This is a genomic window from Mucilaginibacter sp. PPCGB 2223 (assembly GCF_001705515.1).
Classification (GTDB): domain Bacteria; phylum Bacteroidota; class Bacteroidia; order Sphingobacteriales; family Sphingobacteriaceae; genus Mucilaginibacter.
The window spans coordinates 1026284-1049141 of sequence record NZ_MDJS01000001.1 but is presented as its reverse complement, the minus strand read 5'-3'; the positions used below and the strand labels follow the sequence as shown (position 1 = coordinate 1049141).

Genomic DNA, 22858 nt, shown 5'->3' with positions numbered 1-22858 from the left:
TTGTTTACTGACCGAAACCTGATTGAAGGTACGATCAGTATCGTTTGATTTTGGAGCGCAAAGGTATTAATTTTTTTAATTTGATTATAAACTAATTGGCCGATAGATAAAGAAAACAACTCGTCGCAATTGCAGTTATTGAAATATGGCTTTATTACCGAATTTGTGTATGTTTAGCGAAACCAATTTTAAACTAACCGGTATGCCGATGCCGTCCGCGGGTACTTATGCATAAATATTTACTATTGATCTTCTTACTATCCTGTTGTTTTAAGCTGAAAGCACAAAGTGACAGCGCGCATAAAACAAATAATATCGACCCGGCAAAGCATGCTTTTATAGATTCGTCAGGGCAGCGCGATTTGGTCGATGTGCTGCACAAACTAATGAAAAGTAAAAATGCCGGTAAAAACGAACAGGCAAAAAAATTTAACTTTTCGGTGGTGCCTTCGGCGGGTTACTCACTGTCCACAGGTTTTGGCGCTAATCTCAATAGCAATGTCGAGTTTTATAATGATAAGGATAAGAGCAAAACCAATGTGTCAGTGATCAGCGCAAGTGGTTTTATCGATACCAAAAACCAGCGTTCGCTTACTTCAATTGCCAACATCTGGACAAAAAACAATGCGTATGATCTGGTAGTGAATTTCCGCTGGCTGAAATATCCCACCAACACTTTTGGCTTCGGTAGTTTTACTACGCCCGATAAAACCGACCCGATAGATTTTAACTACGTAAAGCTCTATGCCACGCTTTCGCGGAAAGTGATACCTAATTATTATATTGGCCTGGGGTATAACCTGGATTACCATACCAATTTTGTTGAACAAGGTAACCTGGATGGTACTGTGAGCGACCTTGCCAAATACGGCAAGCCTTATACCACGCGCTCATCAGGCTTGAACCTGAATTTGCTTTACGACAGGAGGGGCAACCCGGTAAACCCACTTAGCGGCGGCTACGCGAATATTATATTGAGGCAAAACTTTAAGTTTTTAGGCAGCGACGAAAACTGGCAGTCGCTCATTATCGATCTGCGCAAATACGTACCCATGTCGAAGCATAACAATAATGTACTGGCATTCTGGACCTATCTGTGGTTTACTTATGACGATAAGGTACCTTATCTCGACCTGCCGAGTACGGGCTGGGATGTGAATACCACATCAGGCAGGGGATATGTGATAGGCCGTTTTACGGGAAAGGATATGTTGTACGCTGAAGCCGAATACCGTTTCACCCTGACCAAAAGCGGCCTGCTCGGCGGGGTATTATTTACCAATGCGCAAAGTTTTCCCGAATATCCGGCCGGTGGCTTTAAAAAGATCATCCCGGCAGCAGGTACTGGGCTGCGCCTTAAACTAAACAAGCACTCCAATACTAACATTTGTGTAGATTATGGCGTGGGCATTGACGGTTCGCGCGGCTTTTTTGTTAACCTGGGCGAAGGTTTTTAATTATTTTTACGACGTAATAAACTCTTTACAAAACCAATAGTCTTATGCACTAATAACGATCGGTTTTGATCGTTTACCCTGATTATAAACCTTGACCTGAACCCATGCGCTTTTGTACGCTGTTATTATTTTGCTGCTGCACCATGGCGCAATATGCCTTTGGCTGTCAAATCCCGGATACACTGGTAAATAAATTCAAGGCTCCTTCAACCGCTTTCGTGGCCGATTCATCCAAACAACGGGATGTGATCGATATCATCCATAATATCTTTAAGAAAAAGAAAAAAGACAGCACTGTTAAAGCCGATCCCAAATTGAATCTATCATTTGTCCCCACTATTGGCTATACCTTATCTACAGGCCTGGTGGTTGGTGCAAGCGGGCTGGGTACGTTCTATACGCAAAAAGATCATAGTTTAAATGTATCCGTCATCAACTCGCAGATACTATATGATTCGAAAGGGCAGAGCATCCTTTTCATACAATCAAACCTTTGGGCCAACCAGGATAACTATAAGTTTGTCTCCGATTTCCGCATCGAAAAATATCCGGATATAACTTATGGCTTAGGCGATACAACTACCACGCACCGCCCTGATCCTATTACCTATAACTACCTGCGTATATACCAAACCGTGCTGCGTAAGGTAGTACCGCACTTTTACGTCGGTGTCGGCTATAACCTGGATATACACTATAATATAGTGGAAGACATCGTTCAGGCTAAAAAGAAAAAGAAGCCTATATTGACCGAATACGAAATTTACACCGGTGTTAAAACCACCACGTCGCCCACAACCAAATCATCGGGCTATACTTTTAACTTTTTGTATGATACCCGAACTAACCCCGAAAACCCACTAAAGGGAACTTTTATTAATACCGTTTTCAGAAATAATTATATGTTTTTGGGTAGCAATGTCGACTATACGTCGGTCATATTTGATATCCGTAAATACATTAAACTTTCAAAAAACTCCAACAACGTTTTAGCCATCTGGAACTACAACTGGCTGATCCTCGACGGTAAACCTCCGTATCTCGATCTGCCCAGCGTAGGCGCGGATATGTATAATAATACTGGCCGTGGTTATCCCATTAACCGTTTCAGGGGCAGGCACATGCTGTACCTGGAAACCGAGTACCGGTTCGGTATAACACGTAACGGACTATTAGGAGGCGTTGTATTTGGTAATGCCGCTAACTATTCTACCAACCTGGTGCCACCAACATCTGCAACCGAAGCCGACGATCTTCAGCATATTATTCCGGCGGGCGGTGCGGGTATCCGCATCAAGGTCAATAAACATTCTAATACAAACCTATGTATCGACTACGGCATAGGCACGCAGGGCTCGCGCGGCTTCTTTGTCAATTTAGGCGAGGTTTTTTAAGGGCAGGGGGGAAATAGTAGGCATTTTTTCGGTTGAAAGATTTCAATGTGGTGATGTTTAAAAGTTGATTTTCAATTTACAACACATAGGTATTTATCGGTATTTTAGTCTTAATTATTTACTCATTGATTTGTTTTTTAATTGAGTAAATGAATTCGCTATGCTCGGTTCTTACCTCTTGATTCTTAGTTCTTAGTTTTGTCCGGCAAAACACATGGGTATTTATGGGTATTTCAGGTCTTGGTTCCAGGCCTTTTGGTTCGTGTTTCTATTTCTCTAAATATACCCAATTTTGGCTGAAAAAGCAAGTGTGAAAAGTTTTTTTAACAACTTCAACTTTTAACTAAAACCCCTTTTATAGCCATACAACTCATAAAATAACCAGTCGTTTTGTGGATAACAAGGGGCAATGTTTATAAGTAATGCTAACAGCGGGACACCTTAATAATTAACTTTGTTTTAAGGGTATCGGACAGGTTTAGGCGTCATTCAATCATCCCTAAATGATTGAACAATAAGCAAGTTAACTGCGTGACCCGACTGTAAAAATTCATAAAAATTATCGAGTTGTTAGTTTAATAGGTTGTTGCATACAACAGCCCGGTTAACTTGTCGACTCTAAAATATACGACGAACACACAAAAGATAACAAAATATATGAGCCAGGAAAATGAACTATTGCTGCGGGAGAACAAGGATCGTTTTGTGATTCTGCCGATAAACTATCCCAAAATATGGGAGATGTACAAAAAGCACGAGGCCAGCTTCTGGACCGCCGAAGAGATCGATCTGGGCGATGACATGAAAGACTGGAACGCGATGAACGACGGCGAGCGCCATTTCATTTCACACATCCTGGCTTTTTTCGCGGCAAGCGATGGTATCGTTAACGAAAACCTGGCCGTTAACTTTATGAGCGAGGTGCAATTGCCCGAAGCGCGTTGTTTCTATGGCTTCCAGATCATGATGGAAAACATCCACTCCGAAACCTACGCACTGCTGATAGATACCTATATTAAAGACGCTGCCGAAAAACACCGCCTGTTCCATGCCATCGAAACCGTGCCCTGCGTTAAAAAGAAAGGCGAGTGGGCATTGCGCTGGATTGAGAACGGAACATTTGCCGAACGTTTGGTGGCTTTTGCCGCGGTTGAAGGCATCTTCTTCTCCGGAAGTTTTTGCTCGATATTCTGGCTTAAAAAACGTGGCCTGATGCCGGGCCTGACCTTCAGTAACGAACTGATCAGCCGCGACGAAGGTATGCACTGCGAATTTGCATGCTTATTGTACAGTATGTTGAGTAACAAGTTGCCTAAAGAACAGGTGACCAGGATCATTGCTGATGCGGTGGAGATTGAAAAGGAATTTATTACCGATGCTTTACCCGTTGCCCTGATCGGTATGAACGCCAAACTGATGAGCCAGTACATTGAGTTTGTAGCCGACAGATGGCTGGTTGAATTAGGTTACGAAAAGCTTTACAATGCAGCCAATCCGTTTGATTTTATGGAAATGATATCGCTGCAGGGTAAAACCAATTTTTTTGAGAAAAGGGTGGGCGATTATCAGAAAAGCGGCGTATTGACCAACGACGCTAAATCGCAGGCGTTTTCATTAGACGAGGATTTTTAATAGTGAACGGTGAGTGGTCAGTAGTGAGTAAATGACGATAAAATAATTATTGACTGATGTTTTTACAACTGGGCCACACCAAATTAGAAATATATACTATCGCCAGGAAATTTTTAAAAGAATCATATAAGGTAACGGCAAAATTTCCAATTGAGGAGAAATATATTTTATCACAATAAATAAAAAGAGCTGCATTATCGGTTCAGCTGAATATAGCGGAAGGAAGTTCACGAAAATCAGAAGCAGAACGAAAAAGATATTATGAAATAGCAAGGGGATCCGTAATCGAAATTGACGCAGCATTAGATGCGGCATGTGATCTTGGATACTGCAAACCAGAAGAGATACCTGAATTTGGATTAACCCTGGTTAAATGTTTTAAATACTTAAGCGGGCTTATTAGTTCGACTACCACTTAAATAAAGAAGTTAAATATAAACATATAGAATAAGTAGAGACTCACCACTCACTACTGACAACTCACAATAATACTCACACCATTAACACTTCACTGATATGTATGTAATTAAGCGCGACGGAAAAAAAGAAACAGTAAAATTTGATAAAATTACAGCCAGGATTGAGAAGCTATGTTATAGCTTAAATCCCGATCTGGTCGACCCGATCGATGTCGCCCAAAAGGTGATCGAAGGTTTGTATGATGGCGTAACCACGTCTGAGCTGGATAACCTTGCAGCCGAAACAGCGGCCTCGTTAACCACCAAACACCCCGACTATGCTTTGCTGGCATCGCGTATCGCTGTATCAAACTTACACAAGAACACGATCAAATCGTTTTCTGAAACCATGCGCTTATTGTATAATTACGTAGATAAGAAAACCGGCAAATCGGCTTCGCTGCTGGCCGACGACGTTTGGCAGGTAATCGAAGAGAATGCCGAATTGTTGGATAGCACTATTATTTACGACCGCGATTTCGGTTTTGACTACTTCGGTTTCAAAACACTCGAAAAATCGTACCTGTTAAAAATCGACGGTAAAATAGCCGAGCGCCCTCAGCACCTGTTTATGCGCGTGTCGGTTGGTATCCATAAAAACGATATCGAAAGCGTTATTAAAACCTATAACCTGATGAGCGAGCGCTGGTTTACCCACGCTACGCCAACTTTGTTCAATGCAGGTACACCGAAACCGCAAATGTCGTCGTGTTTCCTGCTCACCATGCAGGATGACAGCATCGACGGTATTTATGATACTTTAAAACAAACTGCCAAGATATCGCAAAGCGCGGGCGGTATCGGTTTAAGCGTACACAATGTACGTGCAACCGGTTCGTACATCAGTGGTACCAACGGCACCAGCAACGGTATCATCCCGATGTTGAAGGTATTTAACGACACCGCCCGTTACGTTGATCAGGGTGGCGGTAAACGTAAAGGAGCCTTTGCTATCTATCTGGAGCCATGGCATGCCGATATCTTTGAATTTTTAGACTTGCGTAAAAACCATGGTAAAGAAGAAATGCGCGCCCGCGATTTGTTCTACGCTTTATGGGTATGCGACTTATTTATGAAACGCGTGGAAGAAGATGGGCAATGGAGCCTGTTCTGCCCGCACGAAGCGCCAGGATTGCACGAAGCCTGGGGCGAGGATTTTGAATTGCTGTACACACGCTACGAACATGAGGGCCGTGCGCGTAAAACCATCAAGGCCCAGGAGCTTTGGTTTGCAATACTGGATGCACAGGTTGAAACCGGTACGCCATACCTGTTATATAAAGATGCAGCCAACAGCAAATCCAACCAGCAAAACTTAGGTACCATCAAAAGCTCTAACCTGTGTACCGAGATCATCGAGTACACTTCGGCCGATGAGGTAGCGGTTTGTAACCTGGCATCGTTAGCATTGCCGCGTTATATCAATAACGAAGGTAAGTTCGATCACGAAAAGTTATACGAAGTAACCTACCAGGTAACGCTGAACCTGAACCGTATTATCGATCATAACTATTACCCGGTTGTTGAAGCCAGTAACTCGAACTTTCGCCATCGCCCGATAGGTTTGGGTGTACAAGGTTTGGCCGATACGTTCATTAAACTGCGTTTACCGTTTGAAAGTCCGGAGGCACAGCAGTTGAACAAAGAGATATTCGAGACCATCTATTTCGCGGCCATGACCGCTTCGAAAGACCTGGCCATCAAAGAAGGTCCGTACGAAACCTTTAAAGGTTCGCCGCTATCCAAAGGTAAGTTCCAGTTCGATCTGTGGGGCGTTAAACCGGCCAGCACCCGTTGGGATTGGGACGGCCTGCGCGATGAAGTTGTGAAGAACGGTGTACGCAACTCTTTATTGGTTGCACCTATGCCTACTGCTTCTACATCACAGATATTGGGCAATAACGAATGCTTTGAGCCATATACATCTAACATCTACACCCGCCGAGTGTTAAGCGGCGAGTTTGTGATCGTTAACAAATACCTGCTGCGCGACCTGGTGAACATGGGCTTGTGGAACAACGATATGAAGAACCAGATCATCAGTGCAAATGGTTCGATACAGGATATCCCTGAAATACCACAGGAAATGAAAGACCTGTACAAAACCGTATGGGAGATAAAGATGCGTACCATCATCGATATGGCTGCCGACCGCGGCGCTTATATCTGCCAGTCGCAATCGCTCAACCTGTTTGTAAGCTCGCCGAATGCTTCAAAGCTGACTTCGATGCATTTTTACGCCTGGAAAAAAGGTTTGAAAACCGGTATGTACTACCTGCGCACACAAGCGGCATCGCAAGCGGTTAAGTTTACGGTTGAGAACCAGGGTGGTAAAAACATGGAGCCTGTTATCCCTGATCATGTAACCGAAATAGCCGACGAAATCCCAGCCGGGCCAACCTGCTCGATGGAGGAAGGCTGCGTAACCTGTTCTGCCTAAGTAACAAAGAATAGTTAATTGAGTTGCCGTTATTAACCACTAACGGCAACTTTTTTATTTTACACCGGGCTGTTTTTTGTGTAGATGGTTTATTTTACTTTCGCAATATGGATAATCATGCAAAGCACGAGACCATCAGATGCGAGCGTTGCAACACCTCTTTTGAATGTAAGGCCAACAAATTCGGCCAGTGCCAGTGTACAACCGTGCCCTTAACACTGAATGAGACACAATACATCGGCGAAATGTACGACAATTGTTTGTGCGCTAACTGCTTAAGGCAGCTTAAAGAGGAATATATCGAAACTCTGAAATAGTTTGCCTCGCCTGCAATACGTCAATAACAATTTATGACTAAAAAAGAATATTTTTTCCGGATACTTATACTGGGTTTCCTGACGGCGCTGGTGCCGTTTTCTATCGATATGTACCTGCCCGGGTTCGACGATATTGCCAAAGATCTCCATACTACTACAAACCAGGTTTCGTTTTCGCTGGCAAGTTTTTTTATTGGCGTAGCTTTCGGACAGGTACTGTACGGGCCGTTGCTTGATCGTTTTGGCCGGAAGAGGCCGTTGTATATCGGCCTCATATTGTATATCCTGTCGTCAATAGGCTGTCTCGCTGTGGCGTCGGTTAACGGGCTGATCATCTTACGGGTTGTCGAGGCAATAGGTGGCTGCGCGGCATCGGTAGCTGCGGTAGCTATGGTTCGTGATCTTTTTCCGGTAAAAGATAACGCCAAGGTGTTTTCGCTGCTGATGCTTGTTGTAGGCGCATCACCTATGCTGGCGCCTTATGTAGGCGGTCATGTTGCCAGCGCGTTTGGCTGGCAGTGGATATTTGTGACATTAGCGTTTATCGCTTTCCTGATCCTGATCGCAGTCATATTCAGGTTGCCTGAAAGCTATCAGCCCGATAAATCTATCTCCTTAAAGCCGTTGCCTATTATCAGCAACTTTATTATGGTGCTCAGGGTGCCGCAGTTTTACACCTACTCGTTTGCCGGTTCGTTGGCTTTCTCGGGCTTATTTGCGTATGTAGCAGGTGCACCATTGGTTTTTATGGATATTTACCATCTCAGTAAAACCCAATTTGGCGAAATATTTGCCGCGCTTTCGGTGGCTTTTATCGGCTGCAGCCAGCTAAATACCCTGGCTATGCGTTTTTATAAAAGCGAGCAATTAATTAAGGCTGCATTAATTACCCAGGTACTAACCGGTGTGGCATTTGTAACTTTTGCTGTTAATGGCTGGGTGGGTTTAGGTACTACTATCGCCTTTGTGGCTCTGTTTTTATGCTGTCTGGGATTTATCAGCTCTAATGCGTCGGCATTGGCTATTGCACCTTTTGCAAAAAATGCCGGTAGCGCCTCCTCGTTAATGGGCGCGGTGCAGCTTGGTCTCGGCGCTCTGACTTCATCCGGCATAGGCTGGTTTAAAAGCTACACCACCATACCGCTGGCAGGATTAATGGCCGGTACATCATTTTTAGCATTAATGGTTTTACTAACAGGCAGGCGTTATATACGGCACAAAATCGAAGTTAGTGCGGATGCCCCTGCAATTGTACATTAATCAATGGTTCGGGACGGTAAATTGATTAATATCCGCTATTTTTAAGCAGCGATTTATAAACTATTTTTCATGCGATATCTCAAAATGCCTCTCGCAATAATTATTGCACTTTTGCTTTCGCCGGCAAAGTTATCCGCGCAAAGCAAAAAAGACCTGTTAGCGCCAAAGCCTGTTTTCAGCGACCCGGTTTACGATGGCGCTGCCGACCCGGCCATCATCTACAATAAAAAAGATAAACAGTACTGGATGTTTTATACTAACCGCCGCGCTAACGATAAAAATGCGATAGGGGTGACCTGGGTACACGGCACCCGTATAGGCATAGCCACATCGCCGGATGGTGCCAAATGGACATATAAAGATACTGCCAATATCAATTATCGCCCGGTTTCCGAATATACCCATTGGGCGCCATGTATTATCGAGGAAAAAGGTTTGTACCACATGTTCCTCACTTATGTACCGGGTGTTTTTGCCGATTGGAACCATCCCCGCAACATCATTCATCTAACCAGTACCGACCTGCTGAACTGGAAGTATATTTCTACGCCAGCATTGGCTAACGATAAGGTGATCGACCCGGATGTGATGAAATTGCCTGATGGTACGTTCAGGATGTGGTATAACAACGAAAAAGATCATAAATCAATTTATTACGCAGATAGCCCCGATCTAAACACCTGGACCGATAAAGGTAAAGCCATCCGCGATATGCCTGGCGAGGGACCGGTTGCGTTTAGTTGGAAAGGACATTACTGGATGATTGTTGATAACTGGAAAGGTATGGGCGTTTACCAAAGCGACGACCTGTCGAACTGGAAGCGCCAGGAAGAGCGTTTGGTAGAAAAACCCGGAAAAGGTAAAGACGACCAGGCCATTGGCGGTCATGCCGATGTGGTTGTAAATGGCGACCGGGCCTATTTATTCTATTTTACACACCCGGGCCGTGGGCCGAAGGACGCCATGCCTGCCGGTGCCGATCGCGATATGCGCCGCAGCGTCATACAGGTTGTTGAGTTGAAATATAAAGAAGATGGGACGATCACCTGCGACCGGGATGAGCCGACCTATATCAATCTGAAGAAATAGTATCTTCTTTGAAATTATCAATTGTTTCTAAAACACTGTAAAAAGCACTGTAAAGTTTTCTTAATTCTGCCGGTTCGGTAATGCCATCCTCAATGTTCAGTTCGAGAAATGCATGCTTATGATCACTATGTTCGACAGAGTGCAGGTGAATACCGAAATCGAAGTCCTCGAGTTTATCGAATACCTCCCGTACATGTTTGTGGCTAAATAATGCTTTTACCTTGGTCTCATCATTAGTTTTGATTACCAGGTGTTTATCGAGGTCGGTATAACCAACTTCAACATCTTGCATGCCTAAAAATTTGCCGATGTCGTCAATAAAACCATCGCGGTGTACGGCAAATTTAAATCCTTTTGGGTCTGCTATTACTGCGCTGAAAGCAGTGTTCTCGTACCCGCCTTCAAACCCGCCACCCAGGTCGATCTCGATAATTAAATCCACTTTTTTGCCATCCTGCTCAATAATGGCGCTGTAGTCATAAATGTCCTGATCGCTGTTTAAATCCGCTTCAATTTGTTTCCAAACTTCGGCTTCGGTTTTACCGGCAAATACTTTTTGCTTTTCCATCGTACAAGGTTTTAGCTATAACCCGCAAAGGTGAGGAGATGTTTTATAAGATGACTTTGAACGGGATTTATTTACTTCCGTTTAAGGTTTCGGTTACCTTACCGCATTCGCTCATGCTTTTGCCGTAATATGGGTTCTTTATGGTTTGCGATTCGCTCAACCAAGATTCCTTTTTCATGGGGCAATATTCCATATACACAGGCTTTTCGTTGGCCTTAAGTGCTTTTACCACGGCATACATGTTTTTTGAAAGGCTGGCAAAATGTTCGCGTTGGTGTGCTATCGCGGCCGATTCGCCGATATGATCGCCGTCGAACCTTAATTTTTCGCTGTATTTTATCCAGGTTGTTTTTTGTTTTGCGTCAAGATCCGCAACATCAACTTCCTTTAAGGCAGCGGTAAATGCCAGGGCTTTCTGATTGGCGAGTTTATTGTCATCGTCGGCGAGGGCATTTTTTATTTCGAGGTACGCTGCCAGAACCTTATTAATTGAAGTATTGGTGCCGGCTTTTACAACGGTAACGATTAGCAATAAGATCGCTGCTACGCAGTATTTTAAAGTTTTCATGAGTTGCTGGATTTATTTAATCAAAATTAAGGTAAATAGGTAATATATACTACGCGGTTATCGTTTTTTAATAACGCGGTTATCTGTATTTTATTTATGACAATTTAGACATTCAATAATAAAAGCGATAATTTTACCATACTAACACAAACCTAAATGGAACAGCTATACAAATCAGGCCGATCGTTATTTAACAGGAAGCTTTTAACTGTGCTGATGACATTTTTATGGATAGCACCCGCCTTTGCACAGGATACCCAATATAAGATAGATGAAGAAGCCTTTGGCGATAATTCCCGTCATTGGTATGGTATTTTTGATAAACACAACATCATAAACCCTATGCCAGGCAGGCCGAGATATAAAGCAACCGACATTACCCAGGTTGCCGATAATATCCTGTTGTTTCAAAAAAATAACGGCGGATGGCCAAAAAATTACGATGTAATGGCCATACTGACAGATTCGCAGAAAGACAGTGTACTTAAAACCAAAGCCGATTATAACACCACCTACGATAACGGCAGTACTTATACCCAAATAACCTGCTTAGCAAATGTTTATACAGCAACCAAGCAGGACAAGTATAAGAACGCCGCAATTGCAGGCCTCAATTTTATTCTGTCGTCACAATATAAAAACGGCGGATGGCCGCAGTACTATCCCCTGCAATCAGACTATAGCCGTTGTATTACCTATAATGATGGTGTATTTGAAGGCATTATGGAGCTTTTGCAGGATATTAAAGATAACAAGCCCGAATATGCTTTTGTAGATGATAAACTCCGCGAAAAGCTTGTTAATGCTTATAACAAGGGCTTAGCCTGCATCCTCAAAACGCAGATCAATGATATGGGCAGGCCAACAGCATGGTGCCAGCAATACGATGAAGTTACGCTGAAACCAGCCTGGGCACGTAAGTTTGAACCGCCAAGTATCAGCAACGGTGAAAGCTCCGGCATAGTGCTGTTTTTAATGCGGATAGATCACCCTAAAAGAGAGATTGTTGAAGCGATACAAAATGCCGTTGCGTGGTTTGATACATCGAAAATATATTACACACGTGTTAAAACTATTGCGGCCCCGCGCATGGTAACTCCATTTCGCGTTTCGGTTACAGACAGGATAACGGTTGAAGATACAACCGCCCCGCCCATCTGGACGCGTTATTACGAGTTGAAAACGCACAAACCTTTGTTCAGTGACAGGGATAGCCGGATGCTTTACTCGTTAGCTGATGTGCCGCGTGAGCGCCGCGACGGTTATGGCTGGTATACCTACAACCCGCAAAAGGTATTGGATAAGTATCCAGAATGGCAGCAAAAATGGGCGCCAGGTAAAAATGTGCTGGCTAAGGCTGCAAACTGAAGTTTATTGCTATGGTAAACTGAACACGCACAATCCTGTTGCCAATAAGCCCGGGCGACCATTTGGGCATGGCCTTAACCAGCCGTTCAGCTTCGATTGCCATGGTCGTAGAAGGAGCAGTTAAAGCTTTTACATTATTGATGCTGCCGTCTTTTTCGACCACAAAACGCACCAATGCCTTGCCTTGCCTGTTGTCTTCCCTGTCGCGGGTAGGATACTGCATATTGTCGTTGATATACCGCTTTAGCGCATTGTCGCCACCGGGGAAATTAGGCATTATATCGGCTTTGGTATAAATCTCATTACTGTATTTAATGGAGTCGGCTTTTGCTTTTTTTGCCTGTTTGATAGAATCAGCAATTTGCTTTTTTCTGAGCTTAGCCAGATCGTCGGTTTTTGGGGTTTGAGCGTTGGCGGTTGAGGCTAACCAAAACAAGAGTAGGATAAGATAGTGTGATTTCATAAGTTTAATATTTCACTAACGCTGCATATTAGTGTTAATTACGCTATCATATCAATCATTTGCAAATCGGTTGTTAATATTCCCGCACCAGCAACTGATCTGCAAACTCCTTTAATACAGCCTTACGCTCGTTAGGCAGGTTTATCGCTTTAAAACTTTGCATAGCGCTGCGGGCATATTTATTCATTTCGGCTTCAGCCTGCTCGCGTATACCTAATCGGGCATAAATGTTTTTGATTGCCGTTACCTTTTCCACAGCATCAAAATCGGTAAGAGTGAGCCAATGATTGAGTTGGGCAAGATCACCGCCTTTGGCTAATTCCAGAGCTTTAATAAGCAAATAGGTTTTTTTGTTCGATAAGATGTCGCCGCCAACCTGTTTACCGAATTTTTCGGGGTCGCCGTATACATCCAATATGTCATCCTGCAACTGGAAGGCTATGCCTAACTGCTCGCCAAAGTTGTAAAGCAGCGCTGCGTCCGCAGGGCTGGCACCTGCAATCAAAGCGCCAATCTTCATCAATCCGCCGAGCAATACCGCAGTTTTGAGGCGTATCATGTTAATGTACTCATCAACCGAAACCCTGTCGCGGCTCTCAAAATTCATATCGATCTGCTGGCCCTCACAAACGCCTGTGGCAGTTTCGTTAAAAGCATCAAGCACCGGGCGTAAAATACTGTCATCAACCAGCATCATCAGGCGGTTGGCTTCAACCATCATCACATCGCCCGATAAAATGGCCACATTGGTATCCCATTTTTCGTGCACGGTTGGTTTGCCGCGGCGAAGGGGCGCCTTATCCATGATATCGTCGTGCATCAGGGTGAAATTGTGAAATACCTCGATCCCTATCGCCGCCGACAGTGCTTTTTGGATATCTCCTCCAAATAAATCACAAGCCATTAATAACAGACAAGGACGTAAGCGTTTGCCGCCGAGCGACATGATATAATCTATCGGTTCGTAAAGTTCGACAGGTTCGTGGCCGTATTTTTTTGAGGCTAAAGCTTTTGTAACAAGTTGCTGCAGATAAGGTATCGAATGCATGTATGGTGTAAATCTGTTAATCCTGAACTAAAGTAAAATCGATCTGCTTTTTTGTGAGATCGACGTTTTTTACTTTTATCCGCACTTCGTCGCCCAGACGGTAGGTTTTCTTTTTGCGTTGACCGATTATCGCATAGTTCTTTTCGTCGAGCGTATAAAAATCGTCGGAAATATCGCGCAGACGGATCATGCCTTCGCATTTATTATCCACGATCTCTACATACATACCCCATTCGGTAACACCCGAAATAATGCCCGTAAAGATATTGCCAACCTGCTCTTTTAAGTATTCGGCCTGCTTGTATTTAACAGAAGCACGCTCGGCATCGGCAGCTTTTTTTTCCATCTGTGAGCAGTGAAGGCATAAAACCTCATAGTGCTCGGCATTTACCGATTGCCCATGTTGCAGGTAATGCTGTAACAAACGGTGAACCATTACATCCGGGTAACGGCGGATGGGAGAGGTGAAGTGGGTATAATAATCAAAAGCCAAACCGTAATGACTTGTCTTTTTTGTGGTATAAACAGCCTTGGCCATTGAGCGGATTGCCAACTGAGTTAACACGTTCTGCTCTTTTTTGCCTTCAACATCCTCCATCAGGAAGTTAAGCGAACGTGCTATATCCTTATCTGATTTGGTGCTGATCTTGTAACCAAAACGTGCCGCAAACTGCGCGAAACTTTGGAGGGTTTCGGTTTTTGGTGAGTCGTGTTCGCGGTATACAAAGGTGTATTTATGCTTGCCGGTCCCCAGTTTTGCCACATATTCGGCCACCTTGCGATTGGCCAGCAACATAAAATCCTCGATGAGTTTGTGCGCGTCTTTACGCTCTTTTACATAAACACCGATCGGCTTGCCGCCATCATCTAACTTAAATTTAACTTCGGTAGTTTCAAAGCTGATAGCGCCGTTTTTAAATTTGCGCTCACGCAGGACGTAAGCAAGCTTATTAAGTAGGTTGATTTCTTTTACATAATCGCCCTCCTGAGTCTCTATCACAGTCTGAACCTCCTCGTAAGTAAACCGGCGGTTGGAGTGTATAATGGTTTTGCCAAACCACTGATCAATAATATGCGCCTGCTCATCGAGCTCAAATACTGCCGAGAAACACAATTTATCTTCGTTAGGTCGCAGCGAGCATAAGCCGTTTGACAATCTTTCGGGCAACATGGGTATTACACGGTCGACCAGGTAAACCGAGGTAGCACGCTCATAAGCTTCTTTATCTAAGGCCGAATCCGGGATGATGTAATGAGATACATCGGCTATGTGGACACCAATCTCATAATTGCCATTATCAAGGTAACGAACCGATAAGGCGTCGTCAAAATCCTTAGCATCAAACGGGTCGATAGTAAAAGTCGTCACCGGGCGAAAATCGCGGCGTTTGGCAATCTCTGCCTCGTTTATGGTTTCTGAGATATGGTTAGCTTCATGCTCCACTTCTTTTGGGAATGAAAGCGGGAAACCGTATTCGGCCAGGATAGCGTTCATTTCGGTATCATTCTCGCCTTGCTTGCCCAGTACATGCTTGATGCGGCCGATGGGGTTTTTAGCTTCAGGCGGCCAGTCGGTTATCTCGGCCACCGCTTTTTCTCCATTCCTGGCGCCGTTAAGATCGGGTAGGGGGATGAAGATATCGTGCATCATTTTCCGGTCGTCCGGAATGAAGAATGCAAAACGCTCGGAGAGTTTTACTATGCCTGTAAACTCCATTTTATGGCGTTTGATGATCTCGATCACTTCGCCTTCTTTACGTTTGCCTTTGCTTTTGGCATAAACGTAAACCTTCACCCAATCGCCGTTAAGGGCATTGCGCAATTTACGAGGGGCAACAAAAATATCGGTTTCCGATTCATCATCGGTAATGATAAATGCTGATCCATCATTGGTCAGATCGACTTTGCCTTCGATAAAAGTTTTAAGTTCGATCAGTTTGAAGCTGCCCGGCGATACCTCTTTAAGGGTTTGTTTAAACGCTTCGTCTTTAAGTATTTCGAGGATAACCGCCTTGGATTCGGGCTCTCTGATATTGAGTTTTGCAGATACCTGCTTGTAGTTTAATGATTGATTGCCATTTTGTTCAAACACATCGAGCACTAATTGCGTAAGCACTTGTTTGATGCTGTTATTGGCTGATTTTTTAGACATATGTATATATTATACCATAAAGGTAAGGCTATTCCGGGTAGCCTGAAAGAATATTTAATTGTAAGGCTGTGTTTTACTGCAACTACATGCACAATCGGGGTCAGAAACGCCAAGCATCGTTAAAAAATGCTGGTAAAAGCCGATGCGATCCGTCATGCCGAAAACGTCACCATGGTTGCATTCGATATCGCCGTTGATAATGTTGATAGTCATGCCAAAACCAGGCCTGCGGTTCTTGGCGATATCATCGGCTTTGGGCTTCCAGTTGCCCACCATCACGTCGTGAGCCGATGGTTTGTAGGTTACCGGCGTCATCCAGAAAAATATGGCAGCTTTAAACGCTACAACAGCATTCGTCGCTACCAGGTCCGGGTTATTCAGCAACACCGTTTTATCGCCGAAAATGCAATCTGATGCATAGCCATAATTGCCGTTATAACTTAATTGCAGCGGACCGCGGCCGTAATAGTTTTTGCCTTTTACAGGCGGATAAGCATCGTTATCGGATATGTAAACAGCATTGGTGTTTAGCTCATGTGTGTACATCAGGCCATCATCGTATTTGCCATTCATGCCATGCCGTGTCTCGTGGGCCACATTAGCAAAAAAGGCTGCAAGTTCTCTTTTATTAGTTAGCAGGTCTTTTTCCGAACAAAAAGTGCCATAATCGATATTAACAAAACTATACGGGCGCTTTTGTGCCCAGGGTTCGTTCCAGTCCTCATCCTGGCGAACTACCACAGGCCTGCCGGTAAGTTTATCGGTACGGGTAACCCTGTAAATGGATACTTCGCGCTTTTCGACCTTTAATTTTATCTGCCCTAACTCTCTGACAGCCTGTATAAATGCCTGATAGGTGTAAAATTTATCGCGCTGTGGGAACAACGAATTGAAATCCTTTTCCGTAAAGAAGGATGAAACGCCCTTAGGAACTGCTGTACCTGCAGATTTTACAGTTGAACTGCATTTAAAACTAAAGAGTATTAAAGCGACAAGGCAACCGAAAACTGTTTTAAGATAGAATGCAAGTAGTTTCATGAAGGAGTAACGTATAAAACAGTTATAATGTGTGCAATATTAATAAAACAGTTTGACTGGCACTGATAAAAAATTATTAACACATGCTGAAAATGCGGCGAAATAATTTTTATTTGTATAAGATGAAGATTTATACCAAGACAGGCGACAGGGGCCAGACATCGTTGATAGGAGGTACGCGCGTGCCCAAACATCACGTGCGCATTGAAAGCTATGGTACTGTCGATGAGTTAAATTCGTACATTGGGCTGATACGCGACCAGGATATTGACGCAAAGCATAAAGATGTTTTAAAAGAGGTACAGGACAGGCTTTTTACAATAGGAGCCAGCCTCGCATCTGATCCGGAGAAATCGAAAATGAAGATACCTGACCTGCATAATGCTGATATCGAACTCCTTGAGCAGGAAATGGACCGTATGGATAGCGAATTACCGCCTTTGCGACATTTTATTTTGCCCGGAGGAAGCAATGCGATATCTTTTTGTCATCTTGCACGTTGTGTATGCAGGCGTGCCGAAAGGTTGGTGGTTCATTTAGCGGAGGAAAGCTTTGTAGAGGAGAAGGTGATCATTTACCTCAACAGGCTGAGCGATTACCTTTTTATCCTGGCCAGAAAAATTGGTAGTGAGCATAAAATTGCCGAAAATGAATGGATTGCAAGGGTTTAAGCGTTGAAATTTATTTTGAGAAATAATTTGAAAATCAAATTGGAAATATTATACTTTTGCAAAAAATAGAAAAAATCGAAATTTAGAAAATATGTATTGGACACTCGAACTGGCATCGCATTTAGAAGATGCACCATGGCCCGCAACTAAAGATGAATTAATTGATTACGCTATACGTTCAGGTGCGCCTGTTGAGGTTATTGAGAACCTCCAGGCATTGGAAGACGATGGTGAGCCGTACGAAAATATAGAAGAGATATGGCCTGATTACCCTACAAAAGATGACTTCTTTTTTAACGAAGATGAATATTGATTGGTAATTTTTGTTAAATAATTTAATCTGATATTAATTAAAAATATCTTAAGGTTAAATAATGATGATAAATAGGCCCTGGCATAATTTGCCAGGGCTTTGTTGTTGATAATGGAACGGTTTTAGCCTGTATGGTGGTATAATAAAAAAACATACTACCATGAGAAGTTTACTTTATATTATAGCTGTTATCCTGATCATAGGATGGGCGTTAGGAGTTTTTTACTATTCGGCCGGTAGCCTGATACATGTGTTGCTGGTTATAGCGATCATCGCTTTGCTGTTGGGCGTTATACGCAGGGCGTGACAAGTATTGAGATATGCGTATTGCGTGTTGAGATAAGAAAAATCGCATCACGCAATACGCTATACTCAAATCTTCTTCAACAGCATTTCAGCAATTGCAATATCTTCGGGGAAAGTAATTTTGATATTGGTGTAAGTACCCGGTACGATATGGATGTTAATGCCTAATTGCTCCACAACGCTGGCATCATCAGTAAATTCGGGTTTGTATTCCTGCTCGTAAGCTTTGTTTAAGATATCCGACCGGAAGACTTGTGGTGTCTGTACCAGGTATATCTCATCGCGGTTTAACGCAGCCGACAGCTCATTTTTAACCTGCCGGATCGAATCGCGGCTTTGTACGGCCACAATAGCATTACCATTGATTGCGGCATACTGGTAAGCCTCATCAATAACTTCGGCACTTGTTAAAGGTCTTACAGCATCGTGTATGGCAATTACACTACCTCCTTCAATCAGGCTCAACCCGTTTTTTACAGAATGGAACCGAGTTTCGCCACCGTTAGTTACGGTGTGTGGTACGGTGAAGTTATGTTTCCGGCAAAGCTCATCCCAGTATTGACGGTGTGCCTGCGGTAAAACTAAAATAATCTGTGGTTGGCTCTGGCTATGGTAAAAGGCGTTGATGGTATGCATCAGCACCGGGAGGCCGTTAAGCGATAAGAACTGTTTGGGTATAGCGGCTTGCATACGCATACCAGAGCCGCCGGCGACGATGATGACGTGATTTTTAAATTTTAGATTTTCTTTCATCGATTTCAAACGGGCATAAAACAAAAATGAGTATTGAAACCTTAATCTCAATACTCATATCTAATACTCAAATCTAAATTAAATAATCAGCATCGCATCGCCATAGCTGTAAAAGCGGTATTTTTCTTTTACGGCAACTTCGTATGCGTTCATTACGTTTTCGTAACCGCCAAAGGCACAGATCATCATCAGTAAGGTCGACTCCGGTGTGTGGAAGTTGGTGATCATCGAATTGGCAATGCTAAAATCGTACGGCGGGAAGATGAACTTACTTGTCCAGTCGTTAGCTGCCTTTAAGGTTTTATTTGCCGATACGGCCGACTCGATGGCACGCATCGACGTAGTACCCACAGCGCAGATGCGGCGTTTGGCTTCGATACCTTTATTTACAATATCGGCTTGTTTTTGTTCGATAATAAACTGTTCCGAATCCATTTTGTGCTTAGTCAGATCCTCAACCTCAACCGGGCGGAAGGTGCCCAGGCCAACGTGCAAGGTTACTTCGGCAAATTCAACACCTTTTAATTCCAGGCGTTTCATCAGTTCGCGGCTAAAGTGCAAGCCTGCGGTAGGCGCGGCAACTGCACCTTCGTTTTTGGCGAAAATGGTTTGATAGCGCTCTTTATCTTCTTCGGTAGCTTTACGTTTAATGTATTTCGGCAGCGGGGTTTCGCCCAATATCTCTACATTACGCCTAAATTCTTCATCGGTACCATCGAACAGGAAACGGATGGTACGGCCTCGCGAGGTGGTATTGTCAACAACCTCGGCAATCAGTAGATCGTCATCGCCAAAGTATAGCTTGTTACCTACGCGTATTTTACGGGCCGGATCAACCAGCACATCCCATAAACGCAGTTCTTTGTTCAGTTCGCGCAGCAGGAACACTTCGATAGTAGCACCGGTTTTTTCCTTATTACCGTACAGGCGGGCTGGAAATACTTTGGTGTTATTGATGATCATCACATCTTTATCGTCAAAATAATTCAGAACATCCTTAAATATTTTATGCTCAATTTTTCCGGAATCGCGGTGCAAAACCAATAAGCGCGATTCGTCCCGCTGATCGCTGGGTGAATGAGCTATTAATGAATCGGGTAGGTTGAATTTAAACTGAGATAATTTCATGCTGTAAAAAAAGAATTTTAGGGCGCAAATGTATTAATAATTTATGATAGTTAAACGCGCAATTTTATTACAAAACTGTAACGATATTGTTTAAGATATTTGCGACATAGCAGGTATTTTAAATGCAAATTGCCCCGTACAAGGTACAGGGCAATTTGATAGGATAGCGAAACGGCAAAATCACTCTGCGTGCGATTGTAATTTTTGGTCTATCAAAAGCAGCTCGGTAATTTGAAATATATCATTTTTAACATTCTTAAAACGCTGGTTCAGGTCTTTGATCTCTTCGGCAAGCCTGTTATGTTCGAGGTATAAAAAATCTTCGCGTTTCTCCATATTGTTTTTGAGGGTATTATCAAGATTGGTGCGGTGAGTGATCACTTCGTCTTTGATAATCTGCTTATGCAGGCAAACACGTTTTAAATGATCGTTGATCAGTTGAATCCGGTTAACGTGCTCCTGGTGCAGCGCTACCGCAAAATATTTCTCAAGCAATATGTTTAAAAATTTGGCTTCGTCATCAAAAAACAAAAGATCATCTAACCAATGTTTGGTAGCAAGATAAATTTCCTGCAAGCCTGGTACCTCCTGTACGTTAGCTTGTATTAATGTTTGATCGCCCATGATGAGTTAATTTTAAGTGGATTTGCAACATAAAGGTACAACAGGATATGCCATACAGTGTATGACTATTGTCATTATAATACAACAGCACTGGTCATTTTTTGTTGACAAATGCGGTTAATATCGTCCGGGAACGTTTGCACAGATTTTTATCGGGGCAGAGTAAACACAGCAATTGAATTTTGAGATATTTGATACACTACAAACACCTAAAAACCTATTTTGAATAATGAGATTACCAAACAAATTTACCTGCAGCCTATCCGCACTGCTGCTTATCGCCGGTATGGGCAAGGCCCAAACTATGACACCTTATAATGTTAAAAACTTCGGGGCCACTGGTGATGGAAAAACCATCGAGACACAAGCCATCAACAAAGCTATCGAGACTGCCGCTGCCGCGGGCGGAGGCACTGTTTATTTTCCGGCAGGCAATTATCAAAGTGGTTCGATCCATCTGAAAAGCAACGTGTCGTTGTACATCGACCAGGGAGCTACCATTATTGCTGCCGAAGCAACCAAAGAGGCTGGTTATGATGAGCCGGAAAAGATTGTGACAAACGAATATGAGGATTTTGGCCACCGCCATTGGCATAACAGCCTGATATGGGGCGAAAACCTGCACGATATTTCTATCCTGGGGCCAGGTACCATTTGGGGAAAGGGCCTGGAGCGTACCAACCACGCCGAGATGAAAGGTGAGGAAGATAAGAAACCCAATAAATCCATTGCGTTGTACAAATGCCGCAATATTATCATCCGTGATATTTCGATATTGCATGGCGGTTGGTTCGGCATATTGGCTACCTCTGCCGATAACATGACCATTGATAATGTAAAAATGGATACCAACCGCGACGGCATGGATATCGACTGCTGCCAGAATGTACGTATTTCCAACTGCAGCGTTAACTCCCCGTACGATGATGGTATCTGCCTCAAAAGCTCCTATGGCCTAAACACCGGCCGGGCCTGCGAAAACATTACCATTACCAATTGCCAGGTAAGCGGTTTTGACGAAGGCTCCTTTTTAGATGGTACCTATAAACGTACTGTAAAATATAACGGCGGGCCTACCGGTCGTATTAAATTCGGAACTGAATCAAACGGCGGTTATAAAAATGTGGCTATATCCAACTGTGTATTTAGCTATTGCCGCGGCCTTGCGCTCGAAAGTGTTGATGGCGCTTTGATGGAAGACGTGTCGATCAATAATATTACAATGCGCGATATTGTGAATGCCCCGATATTTGTGCGTCTTGGCGCCCGCATGCGTGGCCCCGAAGGTACGCCAATTGGTGCGGCTACGCGCATTAGCATAAGCAATGTAACGGCTTATAATGTTGATGCCATGCAGGGAGCCATTATTGCCGGCTTGCCCGGCTATGAAATTAACGATTTAACGTTAGAAAATATTCATATTTACTTTAAAGGCGGCGGAACAAAAGAACAAGCGTCAATCGTAGTTCCCGATCAGACGAAATTATACCCGGAGCCTAAAACTTTCGGTATTACACCGTCTTACGGGTTTTACATCAGCCATGTAAAAGACCTGAAGATGCGTAATGTAGAAACTAATTATATCGCCGAAGATATGCGGCCACCATACTTTTTAGAGTTTGTTAACGGCGTTGATTTTCAGCATATCCGCTCACAAAAAGCCGCAGGAGTACCCACGTTTATGCTAACCCAGGTAAAGGATTTTAATATCTTTAATACTGCGCAGGTGCCCGATACCAAACTTACGTCAGTAGATAAAAAAAATCTGTAAACGTTCGATATTAACCGGACAGCGGAAGTGCAAGCTTCCG

Annotated in this window: 22 protein-coding genes; 13 read left to right on the top strand and 9 right to left on the bottom strand. The window is 43.5% G+C overall.

The window, feature by feature from the left end; translation table 11 throughout:
* Positions 1–227: 227 nt before the first annotated feature.
* From BEL04_RS04405 to BEL04_RS04375, 8 genes are all read left to right on the top strand, one after another.
* The gene (locus BEL04_RS04405) at positions 228–1457 is read left to right on the top strand and encodes a BamA/TamA family outer membrane protein (protein WP_083227759.1); all 1230 of its coding nucleotides are present in this window, start codon (positions 228–230) and stop codon (positions 1455–1457) included.
* 143 nt (positions 1458–1600) lie between these two features.
* Positions 1601–2851, top strand: coding sequence for a BamA/TamA family outer membrane protein (locus BEL04_RS04400; protein ID WP_066000626.1), 1251 nt, complete (start codon positions 1601–1603; stop codon positions 2849–2851).
* 657 nt (positions 2852–3508) lie between these two features.
* Entirely contained in the window at positions 3509–4483 is a 975-nt protein-coding gene (locus BEL04_RS04395; protein ID WP_083227757.1) for a ribonucleoside-diphosphate reductase small subunit, read from the top strand.
* Positions 4484–4662: 179 nt separating this feature from the next.
* A complete protein-coding gene (locus BEL04_RS24735; protein WP_217493622.1) occupies positions 4663–4902 on the top strand; it encodes a four helix bundle protein in 240 nt (79 codons plus the stop codon).
* Positions 4903–4999: 97 nt separating this feature from the next.
* Positions 5000–7381, top strand: coding sequence for a ribonucleoside-diphosphate reductase subunit alpha (locus tag BEL04_RS04390; protein WP_066000621.1), 2382 nt, complete (start codon positions 5000–5002; stop codon positions 7379–7381).
* A 107-nt stretch (positions 7382–7488) separates the two neighbouring features.
* Entirely contained in the window at positions 7489–7698 is a 210-nt protein-coding gene (locus BEL04_RS04385) for a cysteine-rich CWC family protein (RefSeq protein ID WP_066003454.1), read from the top strand.
* A gap of 33 nt (positions 7699–7731) precedes the next feature.
* Entirely contained in the window at positions 7732–8958 is a 1227-nt protein-coding gene (locus BEL04_RS04380) for a multidrug effflux MFS transporter (protein ID WP_066000619.1), read from the top strand.
* A gap of 69 nt (positions 8959–9027) precedes the next feature.
* Positions 9028–10047: a family 43 glycosylhydrolase gene (locus tag BEL04_RS04375; RefSeq protein ID WP_083227756.1), complete on the top strand. Its 1020-nt coding sequence runs from the start codon at positions 9028–9030 to the stop codon at positions 10045–10047.
* Here BEL04_RS04375 and BEL04_RS04370 read toward each other — a convergent pair.
* Together BEL04_RS04370 and BEL04_RS04365 are read right to left on the bottom strand one after the other, a co-directional pair.
* Positions 10031–10615 carry a hypothetical protein gene (locus tag BEL04_RS04370; protein WP_066000617.1) on the bottom strand — a complete coding sequence of 195 codons (585 nt, stop codon included), beginning with the start codon at positions 10613–10615 and terminating at the stop codon, positions 10031–10033. The two genes, BEL04_RS04375 and BEL04_RS04370, sit on opposite strands and share 17 nt — an antisense overlap.
* A 67-nt stretch (positions 10616–10682) precedes the next feature.
* Positions 10683–11183 (bottom strand): DUF3347 domain-containing protein, encoded by a 501-nt coding sequence (locus tag BEL04_RS04365; protein ID WP_066000612.1) that lies wholly within the window; start codon positions 11181–11183, stop codon positions 10683–10685.
* 156 nt (positions 11184–11339) lie between these two features.
* Here BEL04_RS04365 and pelA point away from each other — a divergent pair, with 156 nt between their 5' ends.
* Positions 11340–12551: a pectate lyase gene (gene pelA, locus BEL04_RS04360; protein ID WP_066000610.1), complete on the top strand. Its 1212-nt coding sequence runs from the start codon at positions 11340–11342 to the stop codon at positions 12549–12551.
* Here pelA and BEL04_RS04355 read toward each other — a convergent pair.
* From BEL04_RS04355 to BEL04_RS04340, 4 genes are all read right to left on the bottom strand, one after another.
* Positions 12535–13014: an energy transducer TonB gene (locus BEL04_RS04355; RefSeq protein ID WP_083227755.1), complete on the bottom strand. Its 480-nt coding sequence runs from the start codon at positions 13012–13014 to the stop codon at positions 12535–12537. The genes pelA and BEL04_RS04355 overlap by 17 nt on opposite strands.
* A 73-nt stretch (positions 13015–13087) precedes the next feature.
* The gene (locus BEL04_RS04350; RefSeq protein WP_066000603.1) at positions 13088–14062 is read right to left on the bottom strand and encodes a polyprenyl synthetase family protein; all 975 of its coding nucleotides are present in this window, start codon (positions 14060–14062) and stop codon (positions 13088–13090) included.
* 16 nt (positions 14063–14078) lie between these two features.
* Positions 14079–16214, bottom strand: coding sequence for a ribonuclease R (gene rnr, locus BEL04_RS04345; protein ID WP_066000601.1), 2136 nt, complete (start codon positions 16212–16214; stop codon positions 14079–14081).
* A 54-nt stretch (positions 16215–16268) separates the two neighbouring features.
* Positions 16269–17252 carry a chitinase gene (locus BEL04_RS04340; protein ID WP_083227754.1) on the bottom strand — a complete coding sequence of 328 codons (984 nt, stop codon included), beginning with the start codon at positions 17250–17252 and terminating at the stop codon, positions 16269–16271.
* Between the two features lie 122 nt (positions 17253–17374).
* On the opposite strand from BEL04_RS04340, the gene BEL04_RS04335 reads away from it, so the two are divergent.
* From BEL04_RS04335 to BEL04_RS23955, 3 genes are all read left to right on the top strand, one after another.
* Positions 17375–17923: a cob(I)yrinic acid a,c-diamide adenosyltransferase gene (locus BEL04_RS04335; RefSeq protein ID WP_066000599.1), complete on the top strand. Its 549-nt coding sequence runs from the start codon at positions 17375–17377 to the stop codon at positions 17921–17923.
* Positions 17924–18014: 91 nt separating this feature from the next.
* Complete coding sequence (locus BEL04_RS04330; protein ID WP_002996718.1) at positions 18015–18236, top strand: DUF2795 domain-containing protein; 222 nt, start codon at positions 18015–18017, stop codon at positions 18234–18236.
* Positions 18237–18396: 160 nt separating this feature from the next.
* Positions 18397–18543 (top strand): lmo0937 family membrane protein, encoded by a 147-nt coding sequence (locus tag BEL04_RS23955; protein ID WP_139112915.1) that lies wholly within the window; start codon positions 18397–18399, stop codon positions 18541–18543.
* 65 nt (positions 18544–18608) lie between these two features.
* Here BEL04_RS23955 and BEL04_RS04325 read toward each other — a convergent pair whose 3' ends face one another.
* From BEL04_RS04325 to BEL04_RS04315, 3 genes are all read right to left on the bottom strand, one after another.
* Positions 18609–19295, bottom strand: a complete 687-nt coding sequence (locus tag BEL04_RS04325) for a 2-C-methyl-D-erythritol 4-phosphate cytidylyltransferase (RefSeq protein ID WP_066000597.1) — start codon at positions 19293–19295, stop codon at positions 18609–18611.
* 78 nt (positions 19296–19373) lie between these two features.
* Complete coding sequence (queA, locus tag BEL04_RS04320; protein WP_066000592.1) at positions 19374–20423, bottom strand: tRNA preQ1(34) S-adenosylmethionine ribosyltransferase-isomerase QueA; 1050 nt, start codon at positions 20421–20423, stop codon at positions 19374–19376.
* A 180-nt stretch (positions 20424–20603) separates the two neighbouring features.
* Positions 20604–21047: a hypothetical protein gene (locus tag BEL04_RS04315; RefSeq protein WP_066000591.1), complete on the bottom strand. Its 444-nt coding sequence runs from the start codon at positions 21045–21047 to the stop codon at positions 20604–20606.
* Positions 21048–21276: 229 nt separating this feature from the next.
* On the opposite strand from BEL04_RS04315, the gene BEL04_RS04310 reads away from it, so the two are divergent.
* Positions 21277–22818, top strand: coding sequence for a glycoside hydrolase family 28 protein (locus BEL04_RS04310; RefSeq protein ID WP_139112914.1), 1542 nt, complete (start codon positions 21277–21279; stop codon positions 22816–22818).
* Positions 22819–22858 lie beyond the last annotated feature (40 nt).

Excerpts from the sequence above, each read along its gene's own strand:
- BEL04_RS04405 (WP_083227759.1), top strand. The coding sequence starts at position 228 with ATGCATAAATATTTACTATTGATCTTCTTACTATCCTGTTGTTTTAAG.
- BEL04_RS04400 (WP_066000626.1), top strand. The coding sequence starts at position 1,601 with ATGGCGCAATATGCCTTTGGCTGTCAAATCCCGGATACACTGGTAAAT.
- BEL04_RS04395 (WP_083227757.1), top strand. The coding sequence starts at position 3,509 with ATGAGCCAGGAAAATGAACTATTGCTGCGGGAGAACAAGGATCGTTTT.
- BEL04_RS04390 (WP_066000621.1), top strand. The coding sequence starts at position 5,000 with ATGTATGTAATTAAGCGCGACGGAAAAAAAGAAACAGTAAAATTTGAT.
- BEL04_RS04385 (WP_066003454.1), top strand. The coding sequence starts at position 7,489 with ATGGATAATCATGCAAAGCACGAGACCATCAGATGCGAGCGTTGCAAC.
- BEL04_RS04380 (WP_066000619.1), top strand. The coding sequence starts at position 7,732 with ATGACTAAAAAAGAATATTTTTTCCGGATACTTATACTGGGTTTCCTG.
- BEL04_RS04375 (WP_083227756.1), top strand. The coding sequence starts at position 9,028 with ATGCGATATCTCAAAATGCCTCTCGCAATAATTATTGCACTTTTGCTT.
- BEL04_RS04370 (WP_066000617.1), bottom strand. The coding sequence starts at position 10,615 with ATGGAAAAGCAAAAAGTATTTGCCGGTAAAACCGAAGCCGAAGTTTGG.
- BEL04_RS04365 (WP_066000612.1), bottom strand. The coding sequence starts at position 11,183 with ATGAAAACTTTAAAATACTGCGTAGCAGCGATCTTATTGCTAATCGTT.
- pelA (WP_066000610.1), top strand. The coding sequence starts at position 11,340 with ATGGAACAGCTATACAAATCAGGCCGATCGTTATTTAACAGGAAGCTT.
- BEL04_RS04355 (WP_083227755.1), bottom strand. The coding sequence starts at position 13,014 with ATGAAATCACACTATCTTATCCTACTCTTGTTTTGGTTAGCCTCAACC.
- BEL04_RS04350 (WP_066000603.1), bottom strand. The coding sequence starts at position 14,062 with ATGCATTCGATACCTTATCTGCAGCAACTTGTTACAAAAGCTTTAGCC.
- rnr (WP_066000601.1), bottom strand. The coding sequence starts at position 16,214 with ATGTCTAAAAAATCAGCCAATAACAGCATCAAACAAGTGCTTACGCAA.
- BEL04_RS04340 (WP_083227754.1), bottom strand. The coding sequence starts at position 17,252 with ATGAAACTACTTGCATTCTATCTTAAAACAGTTTTCGGTTGCCTTGTC.
- BEL04_RS04335 (WP_066000599.1), top strand. The coding sequence starts at position 17,375 with ATGAAGATTTATACCAAGACAGGCGACAGGGGCCAGACATCGTTGATA.
- BEL04_RS04330 (WP_002996718.1), top strand. The coding sequence starts at position 18,015 with ATGTATTGGACACTCGAACTGGCATCGCATTTAGAAGATGCACCATGG.
- BEL04_RS23955 (WP_139112915.1), top strand. The coding sequence starts at position 18,397 with ATGAGAAGTTTACTTTATATTATAGCTGTTATCCTGATCATAGGATGG.
- BEL04_RS04325 (WP_066000597.1), bottom strand. The coding sequence starts at position 19,295 with ATGAAAGAAAATCTAAAATTTAAAAATCACGTCATCATCGTCGCCGGC.
- queA (WP_066000592.1), bottom strand. The coding sequence starts at position 20,423 with ATGAAATTATCTCAGTTTAAATTCAACCTACCCGATTCATTAATAGCT.
- BEL04_RS04315 (WP_066000591.1), bottom strand. The coding sequence starts at position 21,047 with ATGGGCGATCAAACATTAATACAAGCTAACGTACAGGAGGTACCAGGC.
- BEL04_RS04310 (WP_139112914.1), top strand. The coding sequence starts at position 21,277 with ATGAGATTACCAAACAAATTTACCTGCAGCCTATCCGCACTGCTGCTT.